The sequence below is a fragment of the Sediminitomix flava genome, from assembly GCF_003149185.1.
Taxonomy (GTDB): domain Bacteria; phylum Bacteroidota; class Bacteroidia; order Cytophagales; family Flammeovirgaceae; genus Sediminitomix; species Sediminitomix flava.
On sequence record NZ_QGDO01000006.1, the window covers coordinates 130,064 to 155,036 of the forward strand.

Genomic DNA, 24,973 nt, shown 5'->3' on the forward strand with positions numbered 1-24,973 from the left:
GAGAATACACATAACAGGAGCTGAGTTGAACTCAATGATTCAGTTTCTGTCTATTGCTTTTTCTACCAATATAAAATCTGCATGTACCATATTAGCTCCACTTTCTCAGCAAATTGCGGCTAGGTCTACATGCTTGTTCTAATTCTATTAGGTTCGTTAAATAAAATAATAATGCAACAAGGATATTTTGATTGGTTGAACGAAGAGTCCTTGACCATGTTGGAGAGAGGCTATCTGCTAGAAGGGGAAACTGTAGAGGATGCCGTACATCGTGTTGTAAGTTCAGCTTGTAAGTATTTGAACAAGCCAGAAATGTACGATGAATTCTACGAGATGATAGCCAAAGGATGGGTGGCTTTGTCTTCACCTATCTGGTCAAACATGGGGACAGAAAGAGGCTTGCCAATCGCTTGTTTCGGATCTTATGTAGGAGACTCGATGCACCGTATTTTGGAAACATTCGCAGAAGTAGGGATGATGACCAAAGTAGGTGGAGGAACTTCTGCTTATTGGGGGGATTTAAGACCAAGAGGGGCTGAGATTAAACATAATGGAACGTCTAACGGACCAGTGGCATTCATGAAAATGTTTGACACTGAGATGAAAATCGTTTCACAAGGGAGTACACGTAGAGGTTCTTTTGCCGCGTATTTGCCAATTGACCATCCAGATGTTCATGAGTTCTTGGAAATTCGTGATATCGGGAATGACATCCAACAAATTTCATTTGGAGTGACAGTGAAAGATGCTTGGATGGAAGAGATGATTGGTGGAGATACCGAAAAGCGTAAGATTTGGGCTAAAGTGCTGAAGTCTCGTAAGGAAAAAGGTTATCCGTACATCATGTTTGAAGACACTGCCAACAAAAATACGGTAGATGTTTATAAAGATAAAGGTTTGAAGATCAATCAATCAAACCTTTGTACTGAGATCATGCTTCCAAATAACAACGAAGAATCATTCGTTTGCTGTTTGACAGGTATGAACTTAGCTAAGTTTGATGAATGGAAAGATAAAGGAGCTGTAAGGCTTGTAACTTTCTTCTTGGACGCTGTTATTTCAGAGTTTATAGAGAAGGCGAAAGATGTTCCGTTCTTGTACCGCGCAGTTAAATTTGCAGAAAGACATAGAGCTTTAGGTATCGGAACATTAGGTTGGCATTCTTACTTACAGCAAAAAATGGTTCCATTTGATAATATGTTGGCAACTTCTCATACGAGAATTGTTTACAAACACATCAAAGAGGAAGCATACAAAGCATCTGCTGAGTTGTCAGAGATTTATGGTGAGCCAGATGAGCTAAAAGGATACGGTAGAAGAAATACAACTTTGATGGCTGTTGCGCCAAATACAAGTTCTTCATCTATTCTAGGTCAAGTATCACCAGGTATTGAGCCATTCAACTCAAACTACTTTACAGTAGGTCTAGCTAAAGGAAACTTTACGCGTAAGAATAAAGAGTTGGAAAAACTTCTTGATGAGAAAGGACAAAATACAGATGAGGTATGGGTGTCTATCATGAGAAATGAAGGATCTGTACAGCATTTGGATTTCTTGACACAAGACGAAAAAGATGTGTTTAAGACGTTTAAAGAAATCAATCAATACGAATTGATTCGTCAAGCAGCTATTCGTCAAGAATATATTGATCAAGGTCAATCGTTGAATATTAATATTCCACCAGAGACTTTGCCAAAAGATATTAACAGATTGTATATCGAAGCATGGAAATTGGGTGTGAAAGCACTTTATTACCAACGCTCGCAATCAGTGTCTACCAGATTTATGACATTAGACCCTGAATGTTTGGCGTGTGACGGTTAATACAATCCAACTTAGCCATAAAAACTAAATAAGGTCGGGAACGCAATTTCTCGGCCTTTTTAGTTTATAGCAAAATTATAATTGGAATAAATCAATATTTATTTGTTATATAAATAATTGATTACTAAACTTATATTAAACTAGAAACCTACTCAGAGAGTCTCAAATCACAAACTATTATGAAAAAGCTAAATTTAGTACTAATCCTTGTTGCACTTCCTATAATTACATTTGCTCAAAGTGGGAGAGTTCAAGATATGGTTGATCCTTTTAATACAAATACATCCCTCATCTATGGGAAAGGAAACGAAAAGATCAATGGATCACCCTTCTTATACGAGTATTGGTCAAGGTTAGAAGTTTTAACTAAGAAAGATAAGATGATAACTTTTGACAAAGGAAAGTTAGATGTCTGCTCTCAAAAAATTCTTTTTGAAAAAGATGGGAAAGAACAATGGCTTCAAGATAACCATGTAAAGCAAGTTTCATTATTGAATGCAGATGGATCAAAAGAAGTTTATTATAGAGCCGCTTTAGACGGCGAAACGGTATATTTAAGACATTTGGTGGAAGGAAATCAATCACTATTTGTACACTATCAGATTAATATAGTTAAGCCTAAACAAAATTTTGAACAAGGTTATGGCTCATCTTCTTCAACTAAAAAAGCTTATTTTTCTAAGATTAAAACTAATTATTTGGTAAGTGCAGATGGGTTGAGTTTTAAATTGTTGAAAACTAAGAAAAAGCAAGCTCATGAGGCATTTCCTGCTCAATACCATTCAGAGATCAAGTCACTTATAAAAAAGGAAAAGCTTTCATTGAAAAATGAAAGTGATGTAATTTCTCTTGTAGAGAAGATTAATGGGATTATCCAGCAATAAAAATAAGAATAAGGTCGGGAAAGCAATTTCTCGGCCTTTTTAGTTTTTGTTTTTGAAGTCAAATTTCCAGGTAAAACCAGCACTGACAAACCAGTCTGAAATATTCTCGCCATTTTTTGAGTAACCTCCAAAAGTATCAAGTTGTAGATGAGGAGTTAATAAGAAGGCTAAACCCAAATCTACTTTACCATCCCAATCGTCTTTTTGAAAAAAAGCATAATGTTCGATAAAGCAAGTCCAACTTTTACTAAAGCCAAACCCTAAATTAAGTACATATGTCCCTAGAGGGTGTGGGGTATTGCCGTCCCAAATAGATCCGAAATTTGTAGAAAAGCTCCATCGTTTACCAAAGGATTGTTGAGTAGCGATGATGACTTTAGGAGCGATGTCTTTTGACTTGAAATCATCTAAAACGGCAGGAATGCTCATTAAAAACTGAAATGCAATAGATGGGATAGCCCCTTTTCCTACAAGTAAAGTATTTCTAACTCCTAGTGATAAGTTATCAATTCCTGAAGGAGTAAATTCTTCACCATTTATAGTATTATTCTCACTTCTGATGGATATATCTAAATCGACTTCAAAGGTTTCGGTCACTCCAAGACGAAAGTTGCTATTGACTAAAAAGGCATGCCCATCATTTGAGCCATTTTCATAGCCAGATATTTCGGCTCCTGTTTGAATAAATAGAACATTTTTACCTACTGTAGATGAAGAGATGGCAATGCCTGGTCTATCGCTTTCAAAATCATGTATATGTTGTGCAAATAAAATATTGGGTAAAATGAAGAGGTAAGTGAAAGCTGCAATACTTCTCAAATTAATATTCACTTCGGAATCCAGTTTCATAGTAGTTAATTGGGCTTCTAAAAAGAAAGGTATAGAAAGAAAAGTTTCCAAAAAAGTGATGTTCGATACAAGTTTTTGAGCAATAGTCTTTTGAGGGAAAAGTTGGATTATTTAAGTTTGAAATGTGATCATGCTACCTTTATTTTCAGATCTGTGATATTTTGATATATTATGGATCGTAGCTTAAGGTTAAATATCTGAAAATGGCTAGGATATTGTAGCTTGTGACTATCAAAAAATTAGATAAAAAACTATTTTCTCAATTAACTGCTTATGAATCCCGTATTCATACTTTCACTTTTTTGTCTATTCGTATTCCCAATTTTTAAAACTTTCGGACAAGACAAAAATTATATTAATCAAGGAAGCTCTTTACTCTATCAAAATCGATACGATGAAGCCTTGGTCGCTTTTAAAAATGCACTTGAAGAAGATTCTTTAGAAGTGACAGCACTTTATGGGATGGCTTATATTCTTTACAATAAGGAGCAAAGTCTCAAGAAAGCTCAGAGTCGGAAGATGCTATTAAAAGATTTGACGGGGCTTTACGATACTTTGGAGGTAGCGTATGACTTTTCGCTTAAGGCTCAGAAAGAATATGAAAAACTTTCGGATGGAAAAAAAATGGCTGTACGGCAGCGAGTGGCAATTTCAGAAGATGAAATTACGCAGTACTTGCCTGTCCGCATTAATAATGAAGCCTTCAAGCTTTTGAATGGCGCACCTTATCGAAAGGATACTTATCAACTTTATGCTTCAAAACTTTATAATAGAACTCTTCACGCTGATACACTTGGAGTTCTAAGAGAAAGTCTTTTTGATTTATGTACTCGTTTTCTAGATGAATTTCCTAATGAGGGCTTTAATAAAAAAATAGGTCAGCTCAGAAAAGATCTACTGAGAGAGTATACTCAAGTTCAGAGCTTGAGACAATATGGAGACCGTAGTGGGAAAATGTATGAAAAGCATTGTCTTCAAGTTTTAGAGCTATTCTCAGATCAAGAAATTAAACATATTTTCCCTGAGTTTTATGCGAGTGAATTTGATATAGGGGTGAGAAGTACTGCTCATAATACCAATTATAAAAAGTTGGAATCTTTAGCAGATAAGTACAATACAACAATTCTAGACTTATTGTGTCAGTTGAATATCCATTATGGTGGTTGTGGTGAAAATAATCAGAAGTTGTATCATGATTTTATCACGACAATGGCTCCTTTAGATATTGCTTATATCGCATTGCAAAGGAAAGCAAGACCATTTATACATAGTAGGGATTATGAAAATGCTGTTGCTGTTTTTAATCAGTATAAATCTCTTTTTCCCAATAAAAAAGAGATGATTGCAAAAGTCATTGACTTACTAAATGAGCATGACGGAGGACGACATTTGGTTAATTTAGGTAGTAAAGTGAATAGTCCTAATAATGATTATGAGCCTGTAATCAGTTTGGATGGTTCGACATTGTATTTCGCCCGAAAAACAGGGGAGTCTGGAGAGAATGTGTACATGTCTACCAAAGATATTCATGGAAATTGGACAGAAGCAATTCCATTGCCGCCATCTATCAATACTAGTTCTCATGAAATTCCTCAAGGTATAAATGCAATGAATGATACCTTGTTGTTGTACGGAAATTATAGCCGTCTGAAGCGATTTGCTTATGTGAACAGTATAGAAAGTAGGTTAGGGAAAGGGGATTTTTATTATTCTTCTAAAAACAAGGAAGGGAAATGGGAAAGTATTAATGTCTTTCCATATCCTGTAAATACAAAACACTATGAGGCTGGCTTGAGTATCACTGCTGATGGGCAAGCGCTACTTTTTGCGTCTGATCGTCCATCTGGAGCTTATGATTATAACCCAAATTATCCAGATAAGAAATTATACTATCATGGTTCTGGGGAATTTAATACAGATTTGTATGTGTCTGTGAAAGATGGAAAAGAGTGGGGAGAACCTATAAATCTAGGTAAGGTAATCAATACTCCTTTTGCAGAGAAAAACCCTTATCTACATCCTGATATGGAAACCTTGTATTTCAGTTCTGATGGACACTACGGCTTGGGAGGCTATGATATTTATATGAGTAAAAGACTCAATAAAGATTCTTGGACAGAGTGGAGTGAGCCAGTGAATATTGGGAAAGTGATTAATAGCCCTTACGATGATACTTTCTATATCAGTCCGACAGGGAAAACAGCACTCTTAGTCTCAAATAAAGAGTCTGAGAATTATGGTAAATCGGATATTTATGAAGCAGAATTACCTGAAGAAGTTCGTCCTGAACCTATTTTGATTGTTCCAGGAAAAGTAACAGACAATATTGGTCAGCCTATACAAACTGAAATTGTAATTACCGATAAAGAAACTCATGAGGAAGTAGCTACAGCGAAAAGTAGTTCCAAGGACGGTAGCTTTATCTTATTCTTATCTCCAGAGAAAGAATATCTAGTTTATCCTAAGAAAACGGACTTTTTTGGTAGTGGAGTGCTTTTAGAAATCAATCAAGATATGGGTGCTCGAATTCATAAGAAAGAAGAGTTGAAAATGGTCAATACTTCTGATACCGGGATAGGGGAGCAAACCTTTGTATTGAAAACACTCTACTTTGACAATAACAGCGCAACTATACGTCCAAAATCATTTTTTGATCTTGATCGTCTATTTGGTGTATTAGAAGCGAGTCCTAAAATGAAGATCAGTATTGAAGGTCATACAGATAGTAACGCAGATATTGATTTTAATTTAGACCTTTCTGAACGAAGAGCCGAAGCTGTAAAAAACTACTTAGTAAATAAAGGTTGTGAAAGCGACAGATTATTTACAAAAGGTTTTGGGGAAGAAATTCCAATTGCTGAAAATGAATCGTCGGAAGGGAGACAGTTGAATAGGCGGGTAGAGTTTCGAATTATTGAATAGATATATAAAAAGCCCAGTGAACTTGCTGGGCTCTTCAACATATCTTTCGTTTACGTAAATGAACTTCAAAGAAGTTAAATACAGTGACTGATTCTATAAAACACTACTAAACACTTACCAATCTATTAGCTAGAACTATGTGTTCTGCTATGTTGGTATCACAATTCTACGAATAAGTATTTTATATTCCTATTTATTTATGACTTTTGTCATCTTTATTTTTGGTAAACGTCATTTTTAGCTCTTTATGGGCGATTTTAATCACTAGTTTTCATCTAATTGATTAAATTTTAAATTGAATAAAATAAAAGTGTATTAAATACGTTGTAGTTTTTCGGGTTGTGTTTTTATGAAGTTTATGAAGCGAAGTTTTTAGGTTTAGTCCTAAAAAATTATATTTATAACATTTCTTTTTTTGAATTACTCTGTAGTGGTTTAGCTACTTACTCCTACTTTGTTTAAATACTGATTAGGTATGTTTTTTAATCGTAGTACAGCTATTTTCTTTTTCTTAATTTTCTCGTCTCTATTGAGTTTTGCTCAATCAGAAGCTTCAAAACATCCACAGTTTGTTGTGACCAAACAACAGCACCCTGATATGTGTCATGTAGGAGGTTTAGAGATTACAGAAGGAATGGTGCACTCACCTAAACCTCATGAATTTGTAGATGTCTTGTTGTTCTTACAGAATTATGATGGTTCATGGACTCGCAAGTTTTTTACAAGGAAAGGAAGCGGGCCTATAAAAATGAAGTTGTCGTCGTGTAATTTTACAGGGAATTACTACGCATACGCATACTTTAGTAAAGAGCGACCTTCTACTCTGCCAACGTCAAAAGATGTTGAGGCACGACATAGAAAAAGAGGAGAGAAACCAAAATTTAGAATTGCGAAGAAAAGCCCAAACCCAGAATGCCATCAGAATGCCCCAAGTTGGTTCCTTGAACAAGGTGAAGTATTTACTCCGAATGGAGAAGCTGTAGAGGTGACTCTATTTTTGCAACGTCATGATGGTACGTGGCGCAAAAAGCATTACTCTCAGATTGGCTCTGGATTTGTTGATCTTAATATCCAAGACTGCACTTTAAATGGGAAGTACCGTACATTGGTTCAAATCATTTCTTTATAGTAAAACCCTATATTTTTAAAATTATCAATTGAATTCTTCAATCTTCTTAAATTCCTCAAAACATTAATAGTTGCAAATAGTTTGTATGCTGGGCACTTTTTTAATGTTTCGAAAGAGGGTGCGGAAAAACTGTTTTTTTCCCTACCTTTGTGTCTATTTTGAGAAGAAGAATTAACTAATACCTTATTGATAATGAGCCAGCCACAAAAAATTGAATTGATGGCACCAGCAGGTGGCTTTGACTCTCTTGTTGCAGCAATTCAGGGGGGAGCAGATTCTGTATACTTTGGTGTAGAGCAGTTGAACATGCGTGCGAGAGCAAGTATGAACTTTACGTTAGATGACCTAGACAAGGTTGCAGAATTATGTAACGAGCACAACGTAAGAAGTTATATCACACTGAACACTATCGTTTATGACCATGACATTTCGATCATGAAAACGGTATGTGATCGTGCTAAAGCAGCAGGAATCACTGCAATTATTGCATCTGATCAAGCTGTAATATTCTATGCACACACCATTGGTTTGGAAGTGCATATTTCTACACAAGTGAATATCACAAACGTAGAGACACTTAAGTTCTATGCGAATTTTGCCGATGTAGCTGTAACTTCTCGTGAGTTGAGTTTACGTCAGGTAAAACATATCACAGACCAAATCAAGAAAGAGAACATCAAAGGTCCTTCGGGAGAGTTGATGCAAATCGAGATTTTTGGTCATGGAGCACTTTGTATGGCAGTATCGGGTAAATGTTACTTGAGTTTGCACACACAAAACTCTTCAGCAAACCGTGGCGCATGTGTACAGAACTGTCGTAGAAAATACAAAGTTATTGATATAGAAGATGGTCACGAAATGGAGATTGACAATGAGTATATCATGTCTCCAAAAGATTTGGCTACCATCAACTTCTTAGATCAAGTAATTGATGCAGGAGTAAAAGTATTGAAAATTGAAGGTCGTGGAAAAGGACCTGACTATGTTAAAACTGTAACGCAATGTTACCGTGAGGCAATCGACAGTGTGCAAGATGGTACTTACTCAGATGAGAAAGTAGCAGATTGGATGGAAAGATTGACTACAGTTTACAACAGAGGATTCTGGAGTGGATATTATTTAGGACAAGAGCTAGGTGAGTGGACTGATGCTCCGGGTTCTAAAGCGACACAAAAGAAACTTTATATTGGTAGAGGAAGTCACTATTTCCCTAAAATTGGTGTTGCTGAGTTCAAGATTGAAACGCACAAAATCAATGTGGGAGATCGTATTATGGTAACTGGTCCTACAACAGGAGTGATCGAGCATACCGTGACTGAGCTACACGTAAATGATGAGGGACAAAAAGAAATTGCAGTAAAAGGAGATAGTATGGCTATCAAATTGGATCAAGTAATTCGTCCTTCAGACAAACTATACAAGATTGTAGATGCTGAAGAAGTATCTTAAGCAGAATTACAACTATGGCAACGATAATACATCAAAGAGATAAATGTATCGGCTGTAACTATTGTGTAGAGTTTGCCTTTAACCGTTGGAGAATGTCCAAAAAAGATGGAAAAGTTGTACTTCTTGGTGCAAAAAACAAGAAGGGCTTTTGGTCTGTAAAGGTTGGAGAAGAAGAACTTGAAGAAAACAAGAAAGCAGCGGAAGTTTGTCCCGTTAAGATTATAAAAATAATTGAATAGAAATATTCAAGTGAAGAAATTGAAAAGGATTGACACTTTATTATGGCAATCCTTTTTCTGTTATTAAAATCCTAGAGGTCTTTTAAATCTGATGATTGCAGGCTTATTTCCTTTTAGCTTATATTTTTCTTTAGCAAAATCTGTTACAGAGTCTGCGTTGTTATCTAAGCCAATCCATATTTCATTCTCAGAAAGCAATAAGGCTTCAGCCATTCCGTATTTAGCATCAAATAATTTCCCCTCAGGAGCAGAGCAAACACTACGATAGCTAAGTTTATCAACTACTGTTTGCGTTTCTAAATCAATTTTAGTGATATAATTTCCATTTCGCTCCAAAACGTATAGGAAGTTATTCTCATATTTTAAGTCACCAATATCGTTGCTGTGAGTGTGAGGAAAATCGTAAGCTTCTATGATTTTATTTTTAGATCGATCGAAAGTGTAGATCATTCTTGGCTCTCTTTCTTTCCCGAGGTATGCAATGTTATTTTTAGAATCGATAGCAAGACCTTCCAAGCCAGTATTCATTTTCCAGTTATTAGGGTGAATATCAGCTTCTAGATAAGGAGGAGTGACTTTTTCTAACTTTTTTGATTGAAGATTGTAGGTGAAAAACGACTGATCAACTTCATTGCTGATATAAAAAATAGAGTCTGCATAGTCTAGAGCCTCAAAATCAATTCGACTGTCTGATATTTCTAGATCTATTTGAGAAATTATTTCCCAAGTAGTTTCATCTTTTGCCCAGTCAAGCTGATAGATCGCAGTGTTGTGAGATTTGTCAGCGACAGCCCAAATGCTATTTTCAGGTCCGAAGCAAATACCACTAAGATCAAACCTCTGATTGTAGCTGTTTCCAAGTTGTCTTATTTCTACAAATTCCAATTCACGAATTTCTTCATGAATTATATTTCCTTCTTGAATGAGCTTTGTATCCTTTTCTACAGTTTGATGACAGGAGTTTAAAATAAACAGTGGTAATAATAATTTGATCAACCTTTGCATATCCCTTTAATTATTTCGAATTCTAATCTTAAGGAAAAGATATGACATTAAGTTGATCAAATTATAATGTGAAGAAAAACAATTCGGATTTACTCGTTCATACGTTGCGTGATTGCAATCGGATGTTTCTTGACAGTGTGTTTATCGTGGATTGCATGTGTAAAGAAAAACTTTAAAGTCATATGAATGATAATGAAACAGAGTATAGGTCCGAAAACATACAGAAACGTTAGTTTTCTACTTAACATAAATGGTTAGTCTTAAAATTAGGTTAATACTGATAATAGGTTTTGCTTATTAAACAGGCTGATTGCTCGAAATAGTTTTAGCGTAATGACTTTAGGAAAATTGTTGGGGTAAGTTTTTCTCAAATAGAAAGATAAATGATTAAGAAGGGAAAAGGATCGTGAAAATACTGTGAAAAGAGAAGGTTAAAATAGCAGTATTTAAAGAAATGAGATCGATTTCTAATGAAAACATCGGTTTTAAACCTTTGTAAGAAAGTCTGGAAAATAAAAAAGGGTCTCTAAAATGAGACCCTTTATCTATAAGCTATTGCTAATTATTTAGCAGCTTCAAATCTTTTAGAAACTTCTTCCCAGTTTACTACATTCCAGAATGCAGAGATGTAATCTGGTCTTCTGTTTTGATATTTCAAGTAGTAAGCGTGTTCCCAAACATCAAGACCCAAGATTGGAGTACCGTCACAACCTTCGCCCATTACTGGGTTATCTTGGTTTGCAGTAGAGCAGATTTCCAATTTACCATTAGAAACACACAACCAAGCCCAACCAGAACCGAAACGAGTTGCTGCTGCTGCATTGAATTTTTCTTTCATTGCGTCGAATGATCCGAAAGCCTCATCGATAGCTGTAGCCAATGCACCAGTTGGGGCACCACCACCGTTTGGAGACAAGATTGTCCAGAACAAGTCGTGGTTGTAGAATCCTCCACCGTTGTTTCTAACAGCAGGAGCTAGGTCACCAGACTTAAGGATTTCTTCGATAGACTTACCTTCAAGAGCAGTTCCTTCGATTGCTTTGTTCAAGTTTGTTGTATAGCCATTGTGGTGCTTGCTATGGTGGATTTCCATAGTTTGAGCATCAAAATGTGGTTCTAAAGCATCGTATGCATATGGAAGTTGAGGTAATTCAAAAGCCATTTTTGTATTGTTTTAGTTTTTGTAAATTTAGATCTAACCTTGTTTAGAATTAACAAGACAGTATCCGTATTGTTTAATAGAATAATAACTTAGTGAAAAGATAAAGACTTGAAGAGTAATTTTAAATCATTTACCTCTTTTTTTTAGTATTGATTTTTAGTTGGTTAAAGAGGAATGAATCTGAACTCTTTATTTCTTTACTATTGATGTGGGAGTCCTTATTTTTTTCTCAGTTTTTTGAAAAAACTTCGGATTAATTCTTCACATTCTTCAGCTTTGATTCCTGAAATAACCTGAGTTTTTGGATGGATGATTTTATCACTGACAGTGCTATATCCTCTTTTTAGGTCTGGAGCACCGTATACAATCCCTCCGATCTGACTCCAATACAAGCCTCCTCCGCACATGACACAAGGTTCCAAAGTAACATACAATGTACATTGATCGAGGTATCGATTTCCTAAATATTGAGTAGCGCTTGTAATCGCAATCATTTCTGCATGAGCTGTAGGATCGCCAAGTTTCTCAGTTTGATTATGACCTCTGCCTATAATTTTATTTTGACAAACCACTACTGCACCTACAGGGATTTCATCTTCCTCATATGCTTTTTGAGCCTCTTTAAGGGCTTGATTCATAAAATATTCGTGGCTATAAAGCTCCATAGTTTTGTTAATGCTGAAGGTTGAATGATGTTTGGCACAAAGTTGGATAATATTAAGATATATTCCGATTTCGTGTTATACGGTCGAATATGTAATTCTTTGAATAATCGCTTAAAATTATGGGGAAATCACTTCTTCGAAAGTGAATAGAATCCCTTTTTTAGATAGAAATACTCATAAATTCGGTAAACACAGTCTTTGAATAGACTAAAAATTTACTCTTTTATTGTGATTACCTTAAAACCTTTAAATATTTGTTAGGAATACCCAAACAAGTAAAACTGTGATAATTCACAAGAAGACTCAAATTCAATCAAAGGTTTTTAAATAGAATAAAACTAAGAATTTTATTTTTTTCACTTGCTAAAAACTACAACCAATGGGGAAATATAAAGTTAAAGATTCTGATCTTGTTCAGCAGTACAAAAATGGAAATGAATTAGCTTTTGAAACCTTATTAAATAGGTATAAAAACAAGCTATTTACTACAATCTTACTTGTCGTGAAAGACTCTGATGTAGCTGAAGATTTACTACAAGATACGTTTATCAAAGCTATAAATACGATAAAGTCTGGGCGATACAATGAAGAAGGTAAGTTTATGCCATGGATCACTCGTATTGCTCACAATATGGCTATCGATTATTTCAGAAAGCAAAAAAGATATCCATCTATGGTCATGGAGGAGAGCCTTCCATTGTTCAATACGATGGACTTTGCAGAGGATTCTTATGAGTCGGTGCAAATCAAAAAAGAAACTTATGATAAACTACGTTTCTATATTGAGCAGTTACCAGATACTCAGCGTGAGGTCTTAATGATGCGTCATTACATGCAGATGAGTTTCCAAGAAATAGCAGATTCTACCAATGTGAGTATCAATACAGCTCTTGGGCGTATGAGATATGCTTTGATCAACTTGAGAAAGTTGATGGAACAAAGTGCTACTTTTGAAGTAAGTGAGGCACTGATCTAATTCGAATATATTTCCCCAATAATATATGATGAACTCTTACCAAGCTTGGTAAGAGTTTTTTATTTCTTAGCTGTTCACTTTCAAGAACGTCTCAATATCTTCATCTAACCCAAAAATGACAAGTTCATCTTGTGCTTCTAGCTCTATATCCGATCGAATCTTTTTGATTAAATGCTGCTGACGATAGCGGTGTCCATCTTTAGTGGTTTCGTAAGTACGTTTGATTGCCAATAATTCTAAGTTGTAGTTTTCCTCAAAGTCTAACTCACCAACAGTTTTTTGAATTAATCGAATGGGAAGACTTACATCTGCAATTTGATGGTTGTCAGGTAAACTCAAAAAAGAATGCATGTGAGGGTTCAACAGCGTTTCAGCAATTGCTTCTCCCATCGCATCTTCGGGAGAAATAACTTCAGAAACCCCTAGTTTGTCTAGGATGATTTTCTGCTGAGGGCTTACAACCCTTGCTATAATTCTTTTAATGTTCAATTCAAGCAATTGAACAACAGTAAGTAAAAGCCCTTCAATATTTTCCCCAATAGCCACAAGTACAGCATCCATATCTTGAACGCTTTGTGCTTTTAGTGCTTTCCCGTCAGTAGAATCTAAAGCTACAGCAAAAGCTACTTCGTCTTTTATTATTTCTATTCTATCTATGTTTTTGTCTATGGCTAGCACTTCTGCACCTTCGTGAGAAAGTTTACGAGCAACGGCAGAGCCAAATTGCCCTAATCCAATGACTGCGAATTTCTGAGTCATAAAATTTTATGAGTTAAATTGATGTGTTGTAACCGATTTTTTTACGTCGAAAAAAAGAAGTTGGTTAAAAATACGATTGAATTTTAAATTGAACTTGTTTTTCGGCTATTGAAAAGAAAAAAGTTCTAAATAATTTATTTTATATTGACCTAAATATACTTTTCTATTCTATTTTGGCTCAAAATCTTAATAAGTAACTCTTAGTTAAAAATAGACAAAGTACTTTTTGCAAATTTTATAGTTTTTAATTTCGTTTTGAAGAGTAAGTAGTAATACTTCTTAAAATGTTTTCTTCAAGCTACAAAAGCATAAAATAAAGTTAAGATATTCATAAGAATCGCTGTTTGGGAAAAAACAGGATTCTTAGCAAATTTGCATTGTATTATCTAGTTTTTTATATGTACAATTTTAAGGATCTTCAACAATATCTAGCAACACCAAGAAAGGCTGTTATTTTGCCACACCAAAAACCAGATGCAGATGCATTAGGCTCTTGCCTAGCTTTGGCTTCTTACTTGGGAAAAGCAGGGCACAATACTACAGTTATTTCTCCAAATGATTATCCTACCTTCTTGAATTGGATGGAAGGGCATGATAAGGTTGTTGTCTATGATAATGGCAATGAAGAAAAGTCAGCTAAGATTATTGGAGAAGCAGACATTATCTTTTGTCTTGATTTCTCTTCTTTAAATCGAGTTGACAAAATGGAGAATTTGGTGAAGGCTCAGCTAGGAAAAAAGAAATTCGTAGTTATTGACCATCACCAAGGAAAAGAAGACTTTGCAGACTTTGAACTATGGGATATCAGTGCAGCAGCAACAGCGCAACTGATTTATGAATTCATCTTGATGGACGAAGGTAGCCATAAGATTGACATCCCGATGGCAGCAAATATTTATGCGGGAATAATGACTGATACAGGTTCTTTCAAGTATCCTGGTACTTCAAGCAGAACTCACCGCATAGCAGCAGACCTTAAAGACTTAGGTTTAGACACCGCTAAGATTCATAACCTTGTTTATGACAATAACTCTGAGAATAGAATCAAATTTTTAGGTTTTGCCCTAAATCAAAGATTAACGATTCTCAGACCACTTAAGGCTGCGTATTTTGCCATTACTGAAAAAGACCAACAGCGTTTTAATACACAAACAGGAGATAGTGAGGGCGTGGTCAACTACGCTTTATCTATTGAAGGTATTCGAATTGCAGCATTTTTTAAAGAGCAAGAAGGGAATGTCAAAATTTCTTTCCGTTCGATCGGTGATTTCTCTGTAGCTGAGTTGGCTGCTAACTATTTTAATGGTGGTGGGCACAAAAATGCAGCAGGAGGAATTCTGAGAAACTCAAATCTTGATATTGCAATTCAAACCTTTGAGGAGGCGCTTTCGAGTATGTTATCAGTTAAAATCGAAAATCAATAAAAAACTTTTTAATGAACTGGAGAAAAAAAATACTTTGGAGTGCATGTGTTGCATCTCTAGGGTTGTATACGGCTTGTAGTTCTTCTGAGGAATCAGGTGAGACAAGTGCGGGTCACAAGTATAAGCGAATCATTGCCGCTGAAAATAAAGGCGTAGTAGACTCTTTACTAGTAAAGCCAAAGTCTAATACTTACGTATCGTATAGAGGAGAGGTAGTAAATGCCAAAGATTCTGTATTAGCAGAGTTTGGTTATATGTATGATATGCCATCTTTTACACCTATTCGTAATGCTGAGTCTCCAAGAGGACTAGAAGAAATCTTGGTATTAGGTGCTCAAGGCGATAGCTTGGTGATGAATACAACAGCTGGTGACATGATGTTCAGAGGTCTTGATCCACAAGATGAATTAGAGCTTCGTGTACGTCTTCTAAAAGTATATGACGATGTTAAAGTTGTAAGAGCTGAAGCTGATTCTCTTCGTAAGATTGCAATGGAGAAGCGTGAATCTTTTATGGAGGAACGTTATGAAGAAGAAAAAGCAAGCATCGAAGAATATGCAAAAGCAAATAATCTTGAGTTGTTACAAGCTGAAAATGGTACTTACTATGTAATTACTGAGCAAGGTAATGGCGGTAAATATACAGAAGGTGAAACAGCTGTAATGAACTACAGAGGTACTTTGTTAGAGTCTGGAAAAGAATTCGATAACTCTTACGATAGAGGAGAGTCTTTCAAATTTAAGCCAGGTAAAAAACAAGTTATAGCGGGTTGGGATGCTGTTGTTCCTTTATTGGATGAAGGTTCGAAAGCTATTATTCTTATTCCTTCAAAATTGGGATATCAGGATAGAGTAAGCCCAACAATTCCAGCAAATGCTACATTGAAATTTGAGGTTGAAGTAGTAGGGTTCATGGATGATGTTGAACTTGAAGAGCAACGTCTGAAAGATATGGAAGCTCGTGTACAGAAAGAAAAAGCTGATCTTGTTGCCTACGTAAAAGATAATTCTTTGACAAGTACAAAAACTGAATCAGGTTTACAGTATGTAATCACAGAAGAAGGTTCAGGAGAGTATCCTCAAGTAGGAGATACTGTAGTTGTGCACTACACAGGTACTTTGTTGAATGGTAAAAAATTCGATTCTTCATTGGATAGAAACGAGACTTTTGAATTCGCTTTAGGACAAGGTCGAGTAATTAAAGGATGGGATGAAGGTATCGCATTAATGAAGAAAGGTTCGAAGGCAACACTATTGATTCCTTCCAATTTAGGTTATGGAGAAAGAGGTGCTGGTGCAGATATTCCTCCATATAGTCCATTAAAGTTCGATGTAGAGCTTGTGGATGTTAAAAAGGCGAAGTAATAAAAAGAAATCTTCAAAAAACAACGTTTTTTTCATTGAACGTGTCTAAATTAGTGGTCTATTTCCTATGGCTTAAAATATGTCATTTGAAATTAGACCACTAATCGTTTTTAAGACACAGTAGTGCGGATTCAGACTTCTACTTTTTATGAGAGCAAAGATATATACGTTGATGTTAACAGCTTTGAGTTTTTCTATGACTAGCTGTTTTGATGATACAGATGACATAACACAGGAGAATATCAACACCATTGAGGCATTTTTAACTGAAAATGACCTTTTAGAGAATGCAGTAAAAACCTCAAGTGGTTCTTATGTAGTTACAGTAGAAGAGGGAAGTTCTAAAAATGCTGAGTCTAATTTAGTTTTAGAAACCGATTACTACGCTTATATCTTTGATCCGAACGCTGAAAATGGAGAAGGTCAATATCTTGGAATTTCACAAGGTTTTAAATTCATTCCGGATTCATCAATTTTTTCACTAGGATTTAGTGAAGGAGTTCAAGAGATGACTGAAGGTCAGCGTGCAGAATTTTATATTCCTTCGGGAATACCAGCAGGTGCTTCTCCTGGTTTTTCTACTGATGTTCTTATTCCATCAGGGGCAATTTTCAAATATGACACACGTCTTAAAGCTATTCGCACCTTGGCTGAACAGAACGCCATGGAAGATGAGTTGATTGAAGAGTCATTAGATTCTTTGGCTAGAGATGTGTTAACTGAAATTGGAGAGTTACCAGAACCTTTTGTTATTGAAGATTTAATCGAAAGATTAGATTCTGGGGTAGTAAAAGTTAGAATTTTATCGAGAGGAGATACAACCTCAGTAACAACAGATAGCCAAGTGAATGCAGATTATCAAGGTTTTTTCCTTGAAAACGGTGATATGTTTGATGAAGCATTCGATACAACTTTTGAACTAGATACAACAAGCTTTGTATTTGGTTTTAGTCAAGGGCTATTGAATATGAAGCAAGGAGAAAGAGCATTGATCTTTATTCCTTCAAGAGCTGGTTATGGGGCTACAGGTTCATCGGATGGAACTATTCCTCCATTTGAACCAATTTACTTCGATGTTTATGTACGAGAGGTAACAGAATAATAACGACGAGAGCTAGAAAACAACGAATAGAATGAGAAGAAGTATTATTTATAGCTTACTCTTTTTGGGTAGCATTTTTACATCTTGTAATAATTTTGGAGGATCAGAATTTGACCAATCAGAAATTGAGCAAATGCAGATAGAGACGCATATTGATTATCTGTCTGATTTATTTGCTGCTGAGTATGGTCTAGGAGATGATTTTGATTTCAGACAAGTTGAAGGATATCAGATCACAGAAGAAACGGGGATTCATATTCTTCCTATTCCAAGTCCATTTCCTCAACCAGATACAATAATCAATGCCACAGTTGGAGACACACTCTTGATTGATTATATCGGGTCTACTTTAGATGGGGTTATTTTTGATCAGAGCACTGATATTTCAGGCCCATTTGAAATGGTTGTAGGAGCTACAGATGTTATTCCTGGATGGACTGAAGTATTTAGAGGAGAACTACCAGTAGGAGGTTCTACTATTTATCTATTCCCTTCTGCTACGGGTTATGGGGTTACAGGTAGGTTACCCGAAATCAAATCTAATGCAATATTACAGTTTGAAGTAACGATTGATAGTGTAAACTTTAAGGCACCTATTTAGCCTTCATAATACTTCTTTTCAAAAGAAAAAGCCTTTCTATTTTACATGAATAGAAAGGCTTTTTCTATTTAGAAATTATATCGTTTTGTATAAATCTGCTGATTTTTTTCTAACCTTCTGCATCTGCTGATAGCTATCATCTTCTGAGCGATAGCCAAGCGGAATAACAACCGTCGGTAGCAGATTCTTCTCGGATAAATTGAGTATTTCTACATATGCTGCAGGGTCAAATCCTTCCATAGGGCATGAGTCAACATTTTCAAGTGCAGCAGCTGCTAATATGTTACCCACAGCAATGTATACTTGCTTCTGAGCCCATACCGTTAGTTCTTCTTGTGATCGAGAATTTACGGTGCCTTTCATCATTTGACTGAACTCTTCTAACATTGAAACTTCTAACCCACGAGTATCGGCTATTTGTTTAATATAAAGGTCAACATCATGTGTAGAAAGGCTTGAGTTTGCACACAATACTAACAGGTGTGAGGCATCCACAATTTGAGTCTGATTCCAAGAAGCATCTTTAAGTTTAGCTCTCAGTTCTTTATTTTCTATAAGAAGAAATGTATAAGGTTGTAAGCCGTATGATGAAGCAGAAAGGCGTCCAGCCTCTAAAATGCGTTCAAGTTTTTCTACTGAAACTTCTTTTGTGTTATCAAATTTTTTGACGGCATATCGCCAATTTAGTGCATCAATGAAGGTATTCATGATTTATTTACGCAATGTTTAGTGTGAATTTGGTTAAAGTATGAATTACTATTTGTCTAAATATTAAGGTGATGAATATCTAAAAGTTTAAGTATTCATACTAGAATATCTAAACATTAATTAAATGATACAAGCGAAGAGTAAAATGTGCATAGTTTTTGCCTAAAAAGCTTGAAGTAACTAAAACCAAATCGAGATCAGGAAAGCAACTGATTATATACTATAAAAGGAGACTTTTCGTTCTACTATAAATAACACTCAAAGGATAATGAATCTTATGAAAAGATTAGTTTTAATAGCCTCATTATGTTCGGTTCTGGGTATTTTTTCAGCTTCAGCTCAAGATAATGCCGATATGGTATTCTTTAAATTGGGTGAGCAGATGAAAGCCAAAGGAGATTTTCAAGCAGCAATCAGTAATTATGATTTAGGTCTTGCAGTCGCAGATACTTCTTCACTTATTTACAATTCAAAAGGAGAGTGTTTGTTAGCATTGAAGCAAACTGATAAGGCTATTGAGGCATGGAATAAAGCATTGAGTTTGAGAAGTAATTACCCTCAAGTATTTCAGTCATTATTGAAGGTTTATAAAGAGACTAAAAATGATTTAAAATACATTGAAACGCTAGATAAATATGCACAAGTCCTTTCTCCTGGAGATAAGGCAACAAGTTATTTAGAGATCGCAAATCTTTATTATAACTCTGGAGATAAGGTTAAAGCGCTTGAGTATAGTCAAAAGTCTTATAAAGAAATTTCTGCTAAGACAGAAGCATATTACTTAGCAGGTTTGATTTATAATGAGCAAAAGAAATTTGCAGAAGCTGCAACTGTGCTTAAAAAAGGTGTTGGTTTTCTGAATTCTTCAGACCCAAAATCTAGTGCTAAGTTTTATTATAACTGGGGATTGGCTCTTTACAATGGAGGAAAGTTTGAAGAGTCGGTTGAAATTCTTCAGAAAGCAAGTTATGGACCTTACAAGCCTAAGGTTGCTAGATTGATGCCTGATTATTATTACAATGTAGCATCAACTATGATGACTCTTCATGAATGGGATGAGGCAGAAACAATGTTGAAAAAAGCATTGACTATTGACCCTAGCTTTGCTAAGGCAAACTTAATGTTGGCTGATTTAGCCCTTAAAAGAGCAGGTACTGCATCGGCTGTTGGTTATTATGATAAAGCCTTGAAAGGAAAGACAGGAAATGATAAGCAAACAGTAGAGATTTACTCAGAATATATTGACTTATTGATTTTGAGTCATAAATATTCAGAAGCTTCTAAATTGGCAGAACAGTGTTTAACTAAGTACCCTCAAGCTCTTGGAGTAGCTTATTTGAAAGCAGTTGCTTATGGTAAGAATAACCAAAAAGATGCTGCAATTAGCCAGTTGAAGCAGTTGTTGACAAAACCAGGACTTGCACCAATTGATAAAGTGACTTATACGTTCACTATTGGAATGTTTGAAAAAGATGCAAATAAAGAAAAGGCTACCTCAACGTTTAATAAAGCGAAGAAAGGTCCTTTCTCAAATGCAGCAGATTATATGTTAGTACAGCTAGGAGCAGTAGAGCTTTAGTCTGTAACTAAATAAAAATACCAATTAGCTAAAAACTAAGTAAGCCATTGAAGATTAATTTCTTCTTTGGCTTTTCTTTTTTGTATCATTAGTTGCGCAGAAAAAGACAAACCCCGAAGAATAGGTTTAGCCTAATTCATTCGGGGTTTATTTTATTACAAGAATAAAATACTATTATAATAGTTTATGTCTTATCCTAAGTAAGGCTTCAAAGCTTTACTTCGTGATGTGTGACGAAGTCTTCGTATGGCTTTTTCTTTAATTTGACGAACTCTTTCACGTGTTAAGTTGAATTTTTCGCCAATCTCTTCAAGAGTCATAGAATGCTCTCCATTCAAACCAAAATACAATGTGATGACATCAGCTTCTCTTTTTGTAAGCGTCGAAAGCGCTCTTTGAACTTCTCTTCTAAGCGAGTCATTCATCAATTCTGTATCAGGCTTCTCTTCTTGATCATTCTCTAAGACGTCGTAGAGGTTGTTTTCTTCACCTTGTACGAATGGAGCGTCCATTGAGACATGACGACCTGAAATTTTCATGGTGTCAACAACTTCATTAGTTGTTACATCAAGAACTTCAGCAAGCTCGTCTGGAGATGGCTCACGCTCGTACTTTTGCTCTAACTCTGAGAATGTTTTTGAGATTTTGTTAAGAGATCCTACTCTGTTTAGTGGTAAACGTACAATTCTTGATTGTTCAGCTAGTGCTTGAAGAATTGACTGTCTAATCCACCATACAGCATAAGAGATAAATTTGAAACCACGAGTTTCATCAAAACGTTGAGCAGCTTTGATAAGACCAAGGTTTCCTTCATTAATCAAATCACCAAGAGAAAGACCTTGGTTTTGATATTGTTTAGCCACCGAAACCACAAAACGTAAGTTTGCTTTTGTAAGCTTTTCCAAAGCTCTTTGATCGCCTTCACGGATTCGCTTAGCCAATTCCACTTCTTCATCGGGTGTCAATAGATCGACTTTACCAATTTCTTGAAGATACTTGTCTAGTGATTGCGATTCCCTGTTGGTGATCTGCTTACTAATCTTGAGTTGTCTCATTAGATGGTGCCTTTAATATAATTTGTGATAATTAGTGCCTTGTTAACGAGTCGTTCTTTTGAATAGTTCTTGAATTTTCTAAACCAAACTTAACAACTACAATAGTTGGTTAGTGTTTGAAAAAAAAGACCTTTTGTATAGAATAATAATGGCTATGTCCTATAAATTCATCGGATGAATAAACTGTTTCTTTTTTTTATAAATCGAAAGTGTTCGAACTATTTTTAATAAAGAAGCCTTTCATTCTACAGTAAAATCTCTTTTTCTTCTAACCTTTGGCGAAAACGTACAAAACAGGAACCGTTATTCACAGCTCCTGTTCTGCTAGCTTTATTTCTATATTTATAACGTTAATATCTAGGATTATTGTCCATTTTAACGTATGAAACTTTCTAAATATTTCTTATCTGCGTCCTCTGCCGTCTCTGTCTCTACCGTTTCCTCCATCTCTACGTGGTCCACGGTCACGACCTCCACCACGATTTTCTCTTTCACGACGGTCTCCGCCACCTCTACGAGGTTCACGTTCTACATAACCTTCTGGCTTTGGAAGTAAAACTTTTCTTGATAGACGGAATTTACCAGTTTTTTGGTCAATCTCTACCAATTTTACTTTTACTTCTTCTCCAATTTCCATTAAGCCATCCATAGACTCGATACGCTCCCAAGAAATTTCAGAGATGTGAAGAAGTCCTTCTTTACCTCTCATGAATTCAACGAAAGCTCCGAATGGTTGGATAGATGTTACTTTACCTTCATAAACAGTTCCTGCTTCAGGTACAGCTACAATCTCGTTCACCCATTTCTTAGCCGCTTCCATTTTTTCTTGGTCACTAGCGAAGATATTAACAAGTCCTGCATCTTCAATTTCTTCAATCACAACAGTTGCTTCTGTTACTTTTTGAATCTCTTGAACAACTTTACCACCAGGACCAATTACAGCACCAATCATATCTTTCTCGATTCTGATTGATTCGCATCTTGGAGTGTGAGGCTTCAAGTCAGGTCTTGCTGCTTCAATTTCTGCATCCATGATGTCCAAGATGTGAAGACGACCTTCGTTAGCTTGCTTCAAAGCAGTAGTCAGTACTTCGTAAGAAAGACCGTCTACTTTGATATCCATTTGACATGCAGTAATACCGTCTCTTGTACCAGTAACTTTGAAGTCCATGTCTCCTAGGTGATCTTCATCTCCTAAGATATCTGAAAGAATAGCATAGTTTCCAGTTTCAGGGTCTGAGATCATACCCATTGCGATACCAGAAACACCACCTTTGATTGGCACACCAGCATCCATTAGAGCAAGAGAACCCGCACAAACAGTAGCCATAGAAGACGAACCGTTTGATTCTAGGATGTCAGATACAATACGAATTGTATATGGATTATCCTCGTCAGAAGGAACAACTTTAGATAAAGCTCTGTGAGCAAGGTTACCGTGACCAATCTCACGACGTCCAGGACCTCTATTTGGTTTTACCTCTTTTGTAGAGAAACCAGGGAAGTTATAGTGAAGGATAAATTTATTAGTACCTTGAACCATAGCTCCATCAATCATTTGCTCGTCAAGCTTAGTACCAAGCGTAACAGTTGTCAATGATTGAGTTTCACCTCTAGTGAATAGAGCAGAACCATGTGCTGAAGGAAGTAAATCTATTTCAGGAACAATTTGACGAACTTCAGTCAATTGACGTCCATCCAAACGAATGCGGTCATTCAATACAAGATCACGAGCCGCTTTCTTTTCAACTTTACCTAAGTATTTTTTGATCAACCCGAAGTCGATTGAATCATCATCTTCAGGGAAAGTTGCGATATATTCGTCTTTAACCGCTGTAAGAGCAGCTTTACGGATATGCTTTTCTTTGATTGTTTGCTTAACTACTTCGTAGAACTTGTCGTAAGTGTCAGCAAAAACTTTTTCTTTCAATTCTTCATCTGAAGGAGGGGTTGAATACGCTCTTTTTTGCGTTGTTCCAGCTAGTTCAGATAGCTCAAGTTGGGCAGCACATTGTACTTTAATCGCCTCGTGAGCTTCTTTGATAGCCTCAACCATATCTTCTTCAGATACTTCGTTCATTTCTCCCTCAACCATCATAATGTTTTCGGCAGTACCGGCAACAATTAGGTCTAGGTCAGAACCATCCATTTGAGCTGGAGTAGGGTTGATGATGTGAGCACCATCTTTTTTGATTACTCTAACTTCAGAAATAGGCTCTAGTACAGGGATATCTGATACTGCAAGTGCACAAGATGCCGCCAATGCTGCAAGCGCATCTGGTTGAGCTTCTTGGTCTGCAGAAATCATATAAATATTGATTTGCGTATCGCAATGGTAGTCATCTGGGAAAAGAGGTCTGATTGCTCTGTCTACAAGACGGCAAATCAAAACTTCTCTATCACTTAATTTACCCTCTCTTTTTAGGAATCCTCCAGGAATTTTACCTGCAGAAGCAAATTTTTCTTGATAATCGACTGATAATGGTAGAAAATCGACGCCTTCTCTCATGTCTGGAGTAGCTACTACTGTAGCCAATAACATGGTGTCGCCCATTCTTAATACAACAGAACCGTCTGCTTGTCTTGCCATCTTCCCTGATTCGATATGAATCTCACGGCCATCAGGGAGCGCAATTGTTTTAGAAATTATGTTTTCAAACATGTTTTATTACTTATAATGCTTTCTTTCTTACATCGAGTACGACCGTCAAAAGTAATCTGGTTATGGGGAAATTCAGTAGAGAGGGACTGACTGTCTTAATATTCACCAGTATTTTGTGATCGACCAGTTAAATGACTTATCGTCAAATATACAGAGGTTTCTGAATAAAATATCTTATCCAGAAAATAAATCCACTAAAAGAGTATAAAAAATAGGATAAAGAGTGTTTGTGGATTTGAAGACAGATCTATTCTATAATTTTAAGGGTATGAAAAAGGAATCCTTTTGAAAAAAGGATTCCCTTTAGATCTATTCGAATGATTACTTACGGATACCAAGTTCTTTGATAAGAGCTCTGTAACGCATAATGTCTTTCTTCGCTAGATAGTTAAGCATTTTACGACGCTTACCTACAAGTTTCAACAAACCAAGACGAGTTGCATTGTCTTTCTTGTTTTGTTTCAAGTGCTCAGTCAAGTGAGAAATTCTCAATGTGAACAAAGCGATTTGAGCTTCTGGAGAACCAGTATCAGTAGAACCTTTACCGTATTTCTCAAAAATAGCTTTTTTGTACTCTGGAGTTAAGTATTCGATATTTTCCATTGTAAACTACAA

Annotated in this window: 21 protein-coding genes; 12 read left to right on the forward strand and 9 right to left on the reverse strand. The window is 35.9% G+C overall.

Annotated elements, in window-relative coordinates:
- Window positions 1–171: 171 nt before the first annotated feature.
- Window positions 172–1,824: a ribonucleoside-diphosphate reductase subunit alpha gene (locus tag BC781_RS19570; RefSeq protein ID WP_109621039.1), complete on the forward strand. Its 1,653-nt coding sequence runs from the start codon at window positions 172–174 to the stop codon at window positions 1,822–1,824.
- Window positions 1,825–2,003: 179 nt separating this feature from the next.
- Entirely contained in the window at window positions 2,004–2,708 is a 705-nt protein-coding gene (locus tag BC781_RS19575) for a hypothetical protein (RefSeq protein WP_109621041.1), read from the forward strand.
- 39 nt (window positions 2,709–2,747) lie between these two features.
- Here BC781_RS19575 and BC781_RS19580 read toward each other — a convergent pair whose 3' ends face one another.
- Complete coding sequence (locus BC781_RS19580; RefSeq protein ID WP_146201742.1) at window positions 2,748–3,557, reverse strand: transporter; 810 nt, start codon at window positions 3,555–3,557, stop codon at window positions 2,748–2,750.
- A 273-nt stretch (window positions 3,558–3,830) separates the two neighbouring features.
- Between BC781_RS19580 and BC781_RS19585 the strand changes: the two genes are divergently transcribed.
- From BC781_RS19585 to BC781_RS19600, 4 genes are all read left to right on the forward strand, one after another.
- A complete protein-coding gene (locus tag BC781_RS19585; RefSeq protein WP_109621046.1) occupies window positions 3,831–6,479 on the forward strand; it encodes an OmpA family protein in 2,649 nt (882 codons plus the stop codon).
- A gap of 475 nt (window positions 6,480–6,954) precedes the next feature.
- Window positions 6,955–7,608: a hypothetical protein gene (locus BC781_RS19590; protein ID WP_109621048.1), complete on the forward strand. Its 654-nt coding sequence runs from the start codon at window positions 6,955–6,957 to the stop codon at window positions 7,606–7,608.
- A gap of 192 nt (window positions 7,609–7,800) precedes the next feature.
- Window positions 7,801–9,057, forward strand: a complete 1,257-nt coding sequence (locus BC781_RS19595; protein WP_109621050.1) for a peptidase U32 family protein — start codon at window positions 7,801–7,803, stop codon at window positions 9,055–9,057.
- A 14-nt stretch (window positions 9,058–9,071) separates the two neighbouring features.
- Window positions 9,072–9,296, forward strand: coding sequence for a ferredoxin (locus tag BC781_RS19600; RefSeq protein WP_109621052.1), 225 nt, complete (start codon window positions 9,072–9,074; stop codon window positions 9,294–9,296).
- Between the two features lie 63 nt (window positions 9,297–9,359).
- Here the strand turns inward: BC781_RS19600 and BC781_RS19605 are convergent, their stop codons facing one another.
- The 3 genes from BC781_RS19605 to BC781_RS19615 form a co-directional block, all read right to left on the reverse strand.
- Window positions 9,360–10,301, reverse strand: a complete 942-nt coding sequence (locus BC781_RS19605) for an esterase-like activity of phytase family protein (protein ID WP_109621054.1) — start codon at window positions 10,299–10,301, stop codon at window positions 9,360–9,362.
- A gap of 562 nt (window positions 10,302–10,863) precedes the next feature.
- The gene (locus tag BC781_RS19610; protein WP_109621056.1) at window positions 10,864–11,463 is read right to left on the reverse strand and encodes a superoxide dismutase; all 600 of its coding nucleotides are present in this window, start codon (window positions 11,461–11,463) and stop codon (window positions 10,864–10,866) included.
- A 218-nt stretch (window positions 11,464–11,681) separates the two neighbouring features.
- Window positions 11,682–12,128 (reverse strand): nucleoside deaminase, encoded by a 447-nt coding sequence (locus tag BC781_RS19615; RefSeq protein ID WP_109621058.1) that lies wholly within the window; start codon window positions 12,126–12,128, stop codon window positions 11,682–11,684.
- A gap of 379 nt (window positions 12,129–12,507) precedes the next feature.
- Here BC781_RS19615 and BC781_RS19620 point away from each other — a divergent pair, with 379 nt between their 5' ends.
- Window positions 12,508–13,104: an RNA polymerase sigma factor gene (locus BC781_RS19620; RefSeq protein ID WP_109621060.1), complete on the forward strand. Its 597-nt coding sequence runs from the start codon at window positions 12,508–12,510 to the stop codon at window positions 13,102–13,104.
- A 66-nt stretch (window positions 13,105–13,170) separates the two neighbouring features.
- Here BC781_RS19620 and BC781_RS19625 read toward each other — a convergent pair whose 3' ends face one another.
- Window positions 13,171–13,863: a potassium channel family protein gene (locus tag BC781_RS19625; protein WP_109621062.1), complete on the reverse strand. Its 693-nt coding sequence runs from the start codon at window positions 13,861–13,863 to the stop codon at window positions 13,171–13,173.
- A 398-nt stretch (window positions 13,864–14,261) separates the two neighbouring features.
- On the opposite strand from BC781_RS19625, the gene BC781_RS19630 reads away from it, so the two are divergent.
- The 4 genes from BC781_RS19630 to BC781_RS19645 all read left to right on the forward strand — a co-directional run bounded on the left by BC781_RS19630 (window position 14,262) and on the right by BC781_RS19645 (window position 18,354).
- Window positions 14,262–15,287: a DHH family phosphoesterase gene (locus tag BC781_RS19630; RefSeq protein ID WP_109621064.1), complete on the forward strand. Its 1,026-nt coding sequence runs from the start codon at window positions 14,262–14,264 to the stop codon at window positions 15,285–15,287.
- Between the two features lie 11 nt (window positions 15,288–15,298).
- Entirely contained in the window at window positions 15,299–16,651 is a 1,353-nt protein-coding gene (locus BC781_RS19635; RefSeq protein WP_109621066.1) for an FKBP-type peptidyl-prolyl cis-trans isomerase, read from the forward strand.
- Between the two features lie 148 nt (window positions 16,652–16,799).
- Window positions 16,800–17,753, forward strand: coding sequence for an FKBP-type peptidyl-prolyl cis-trans isomerase (locus BC781_RS19640; RefSeq protein WP_109621068.1), 954 nt, complete (start codon window positions 16,800–16,802; stop codon window positions 17,751–17,753).
- Window positions 17,754–17,784: 31 nt separating this feature from the next.
- Complete coding sequence (locus tag BC781_RS19645) at window positions 17,785–18,354, forward strand: FKBP-type peptidyl-prolyl cis-trans isomerase (RefSeq protein WP_109621070.1); 570 nt, start codon at window positions 17,785–17,787, stop codon at window positions 18,352–18,354.
- A 75-nt stretch (window positions 18,355–18,429) separates the two neighbouring features.
- Here BC781_RS19645 and BC781_RS19650 read toward each other — a convergent pair whose 3' ends face one another.
- Window positions 18,430–19,062: an NAD(P)H-dependent oxidoreductase gene (locus tag BC781_RS19650; protein WP_109621072.1), complete on the reverse strand. Its 633-nt coding sequence runs from the start codon at window positions 19,060–19,062 to the stop codon at window positions 18,430–18,432.
- A gap of 277 nt (window positions 19,063–19,339) precedes the next feature.
- On the opposite strand from BC781_RS19650, the gene BC781_RS19655 reads away from it, so the two are divergent.
- Window positions 19,340–20,641, forward strand: a complete 1,302-nt coding sequence (locus tag BC781_RS19655; RefSeq protein WP_158281530.1) for a tetratricopeptide repeat protein — start codon at window positions 19,340–19,342, stop codon at window positions 20,639–20,641.
- Between the two features lie 191 nt (window positions 20,642–20,832).
- Here the strand turns inward: BC781_RS19655 and BC781_RS19660 are convergent, their stop codons facing one another.
- The 3 genes from BC781_RS19660 to rpsO form a co-directional block, all read right to left on the reverse strand.
- Window positions 20,833–21,696 (reverse strand): sigma-70 family RNA polymerase sigma factor, encoded by an 864-nt coding sequence (locus tag BC781_RS19660; RefSeq protein WP_109621077.1) that lies wholly within the window; start codon window positions 21,694–21,696, stop codon window positions 20,833–20,835.
- 403 nt (window positions 21,697–22,099) lie between these two features.
- On the reverse strand, window positions 22,100–24,358 hold the full coding sequence (gene pnp, locus BC781_RS19665) for a polyribonucleotide nucleotidyltransferase (RefSeq protein WP_109621078.1): 2,259 nt from the start codon (window positions 24,356–24,358) through the stop codon (window positions 22,100–22,102).
- 321 nt (window positions 24,359–24,679) lie between these two features.
- A complete protein-coding gene (gene rpsO / locus BC781_RS19670) occupies window positions 24,680–24,961 on the reverse strand; it encodes a 30S ribosomal protein S15 (RefSeq protein ID WP_109621080.1) in 282 nt (93 codons plus the stop codon).
- Between the last annotated feature and the right edge of the window lie 12 nt (window positions 24,962–24,973).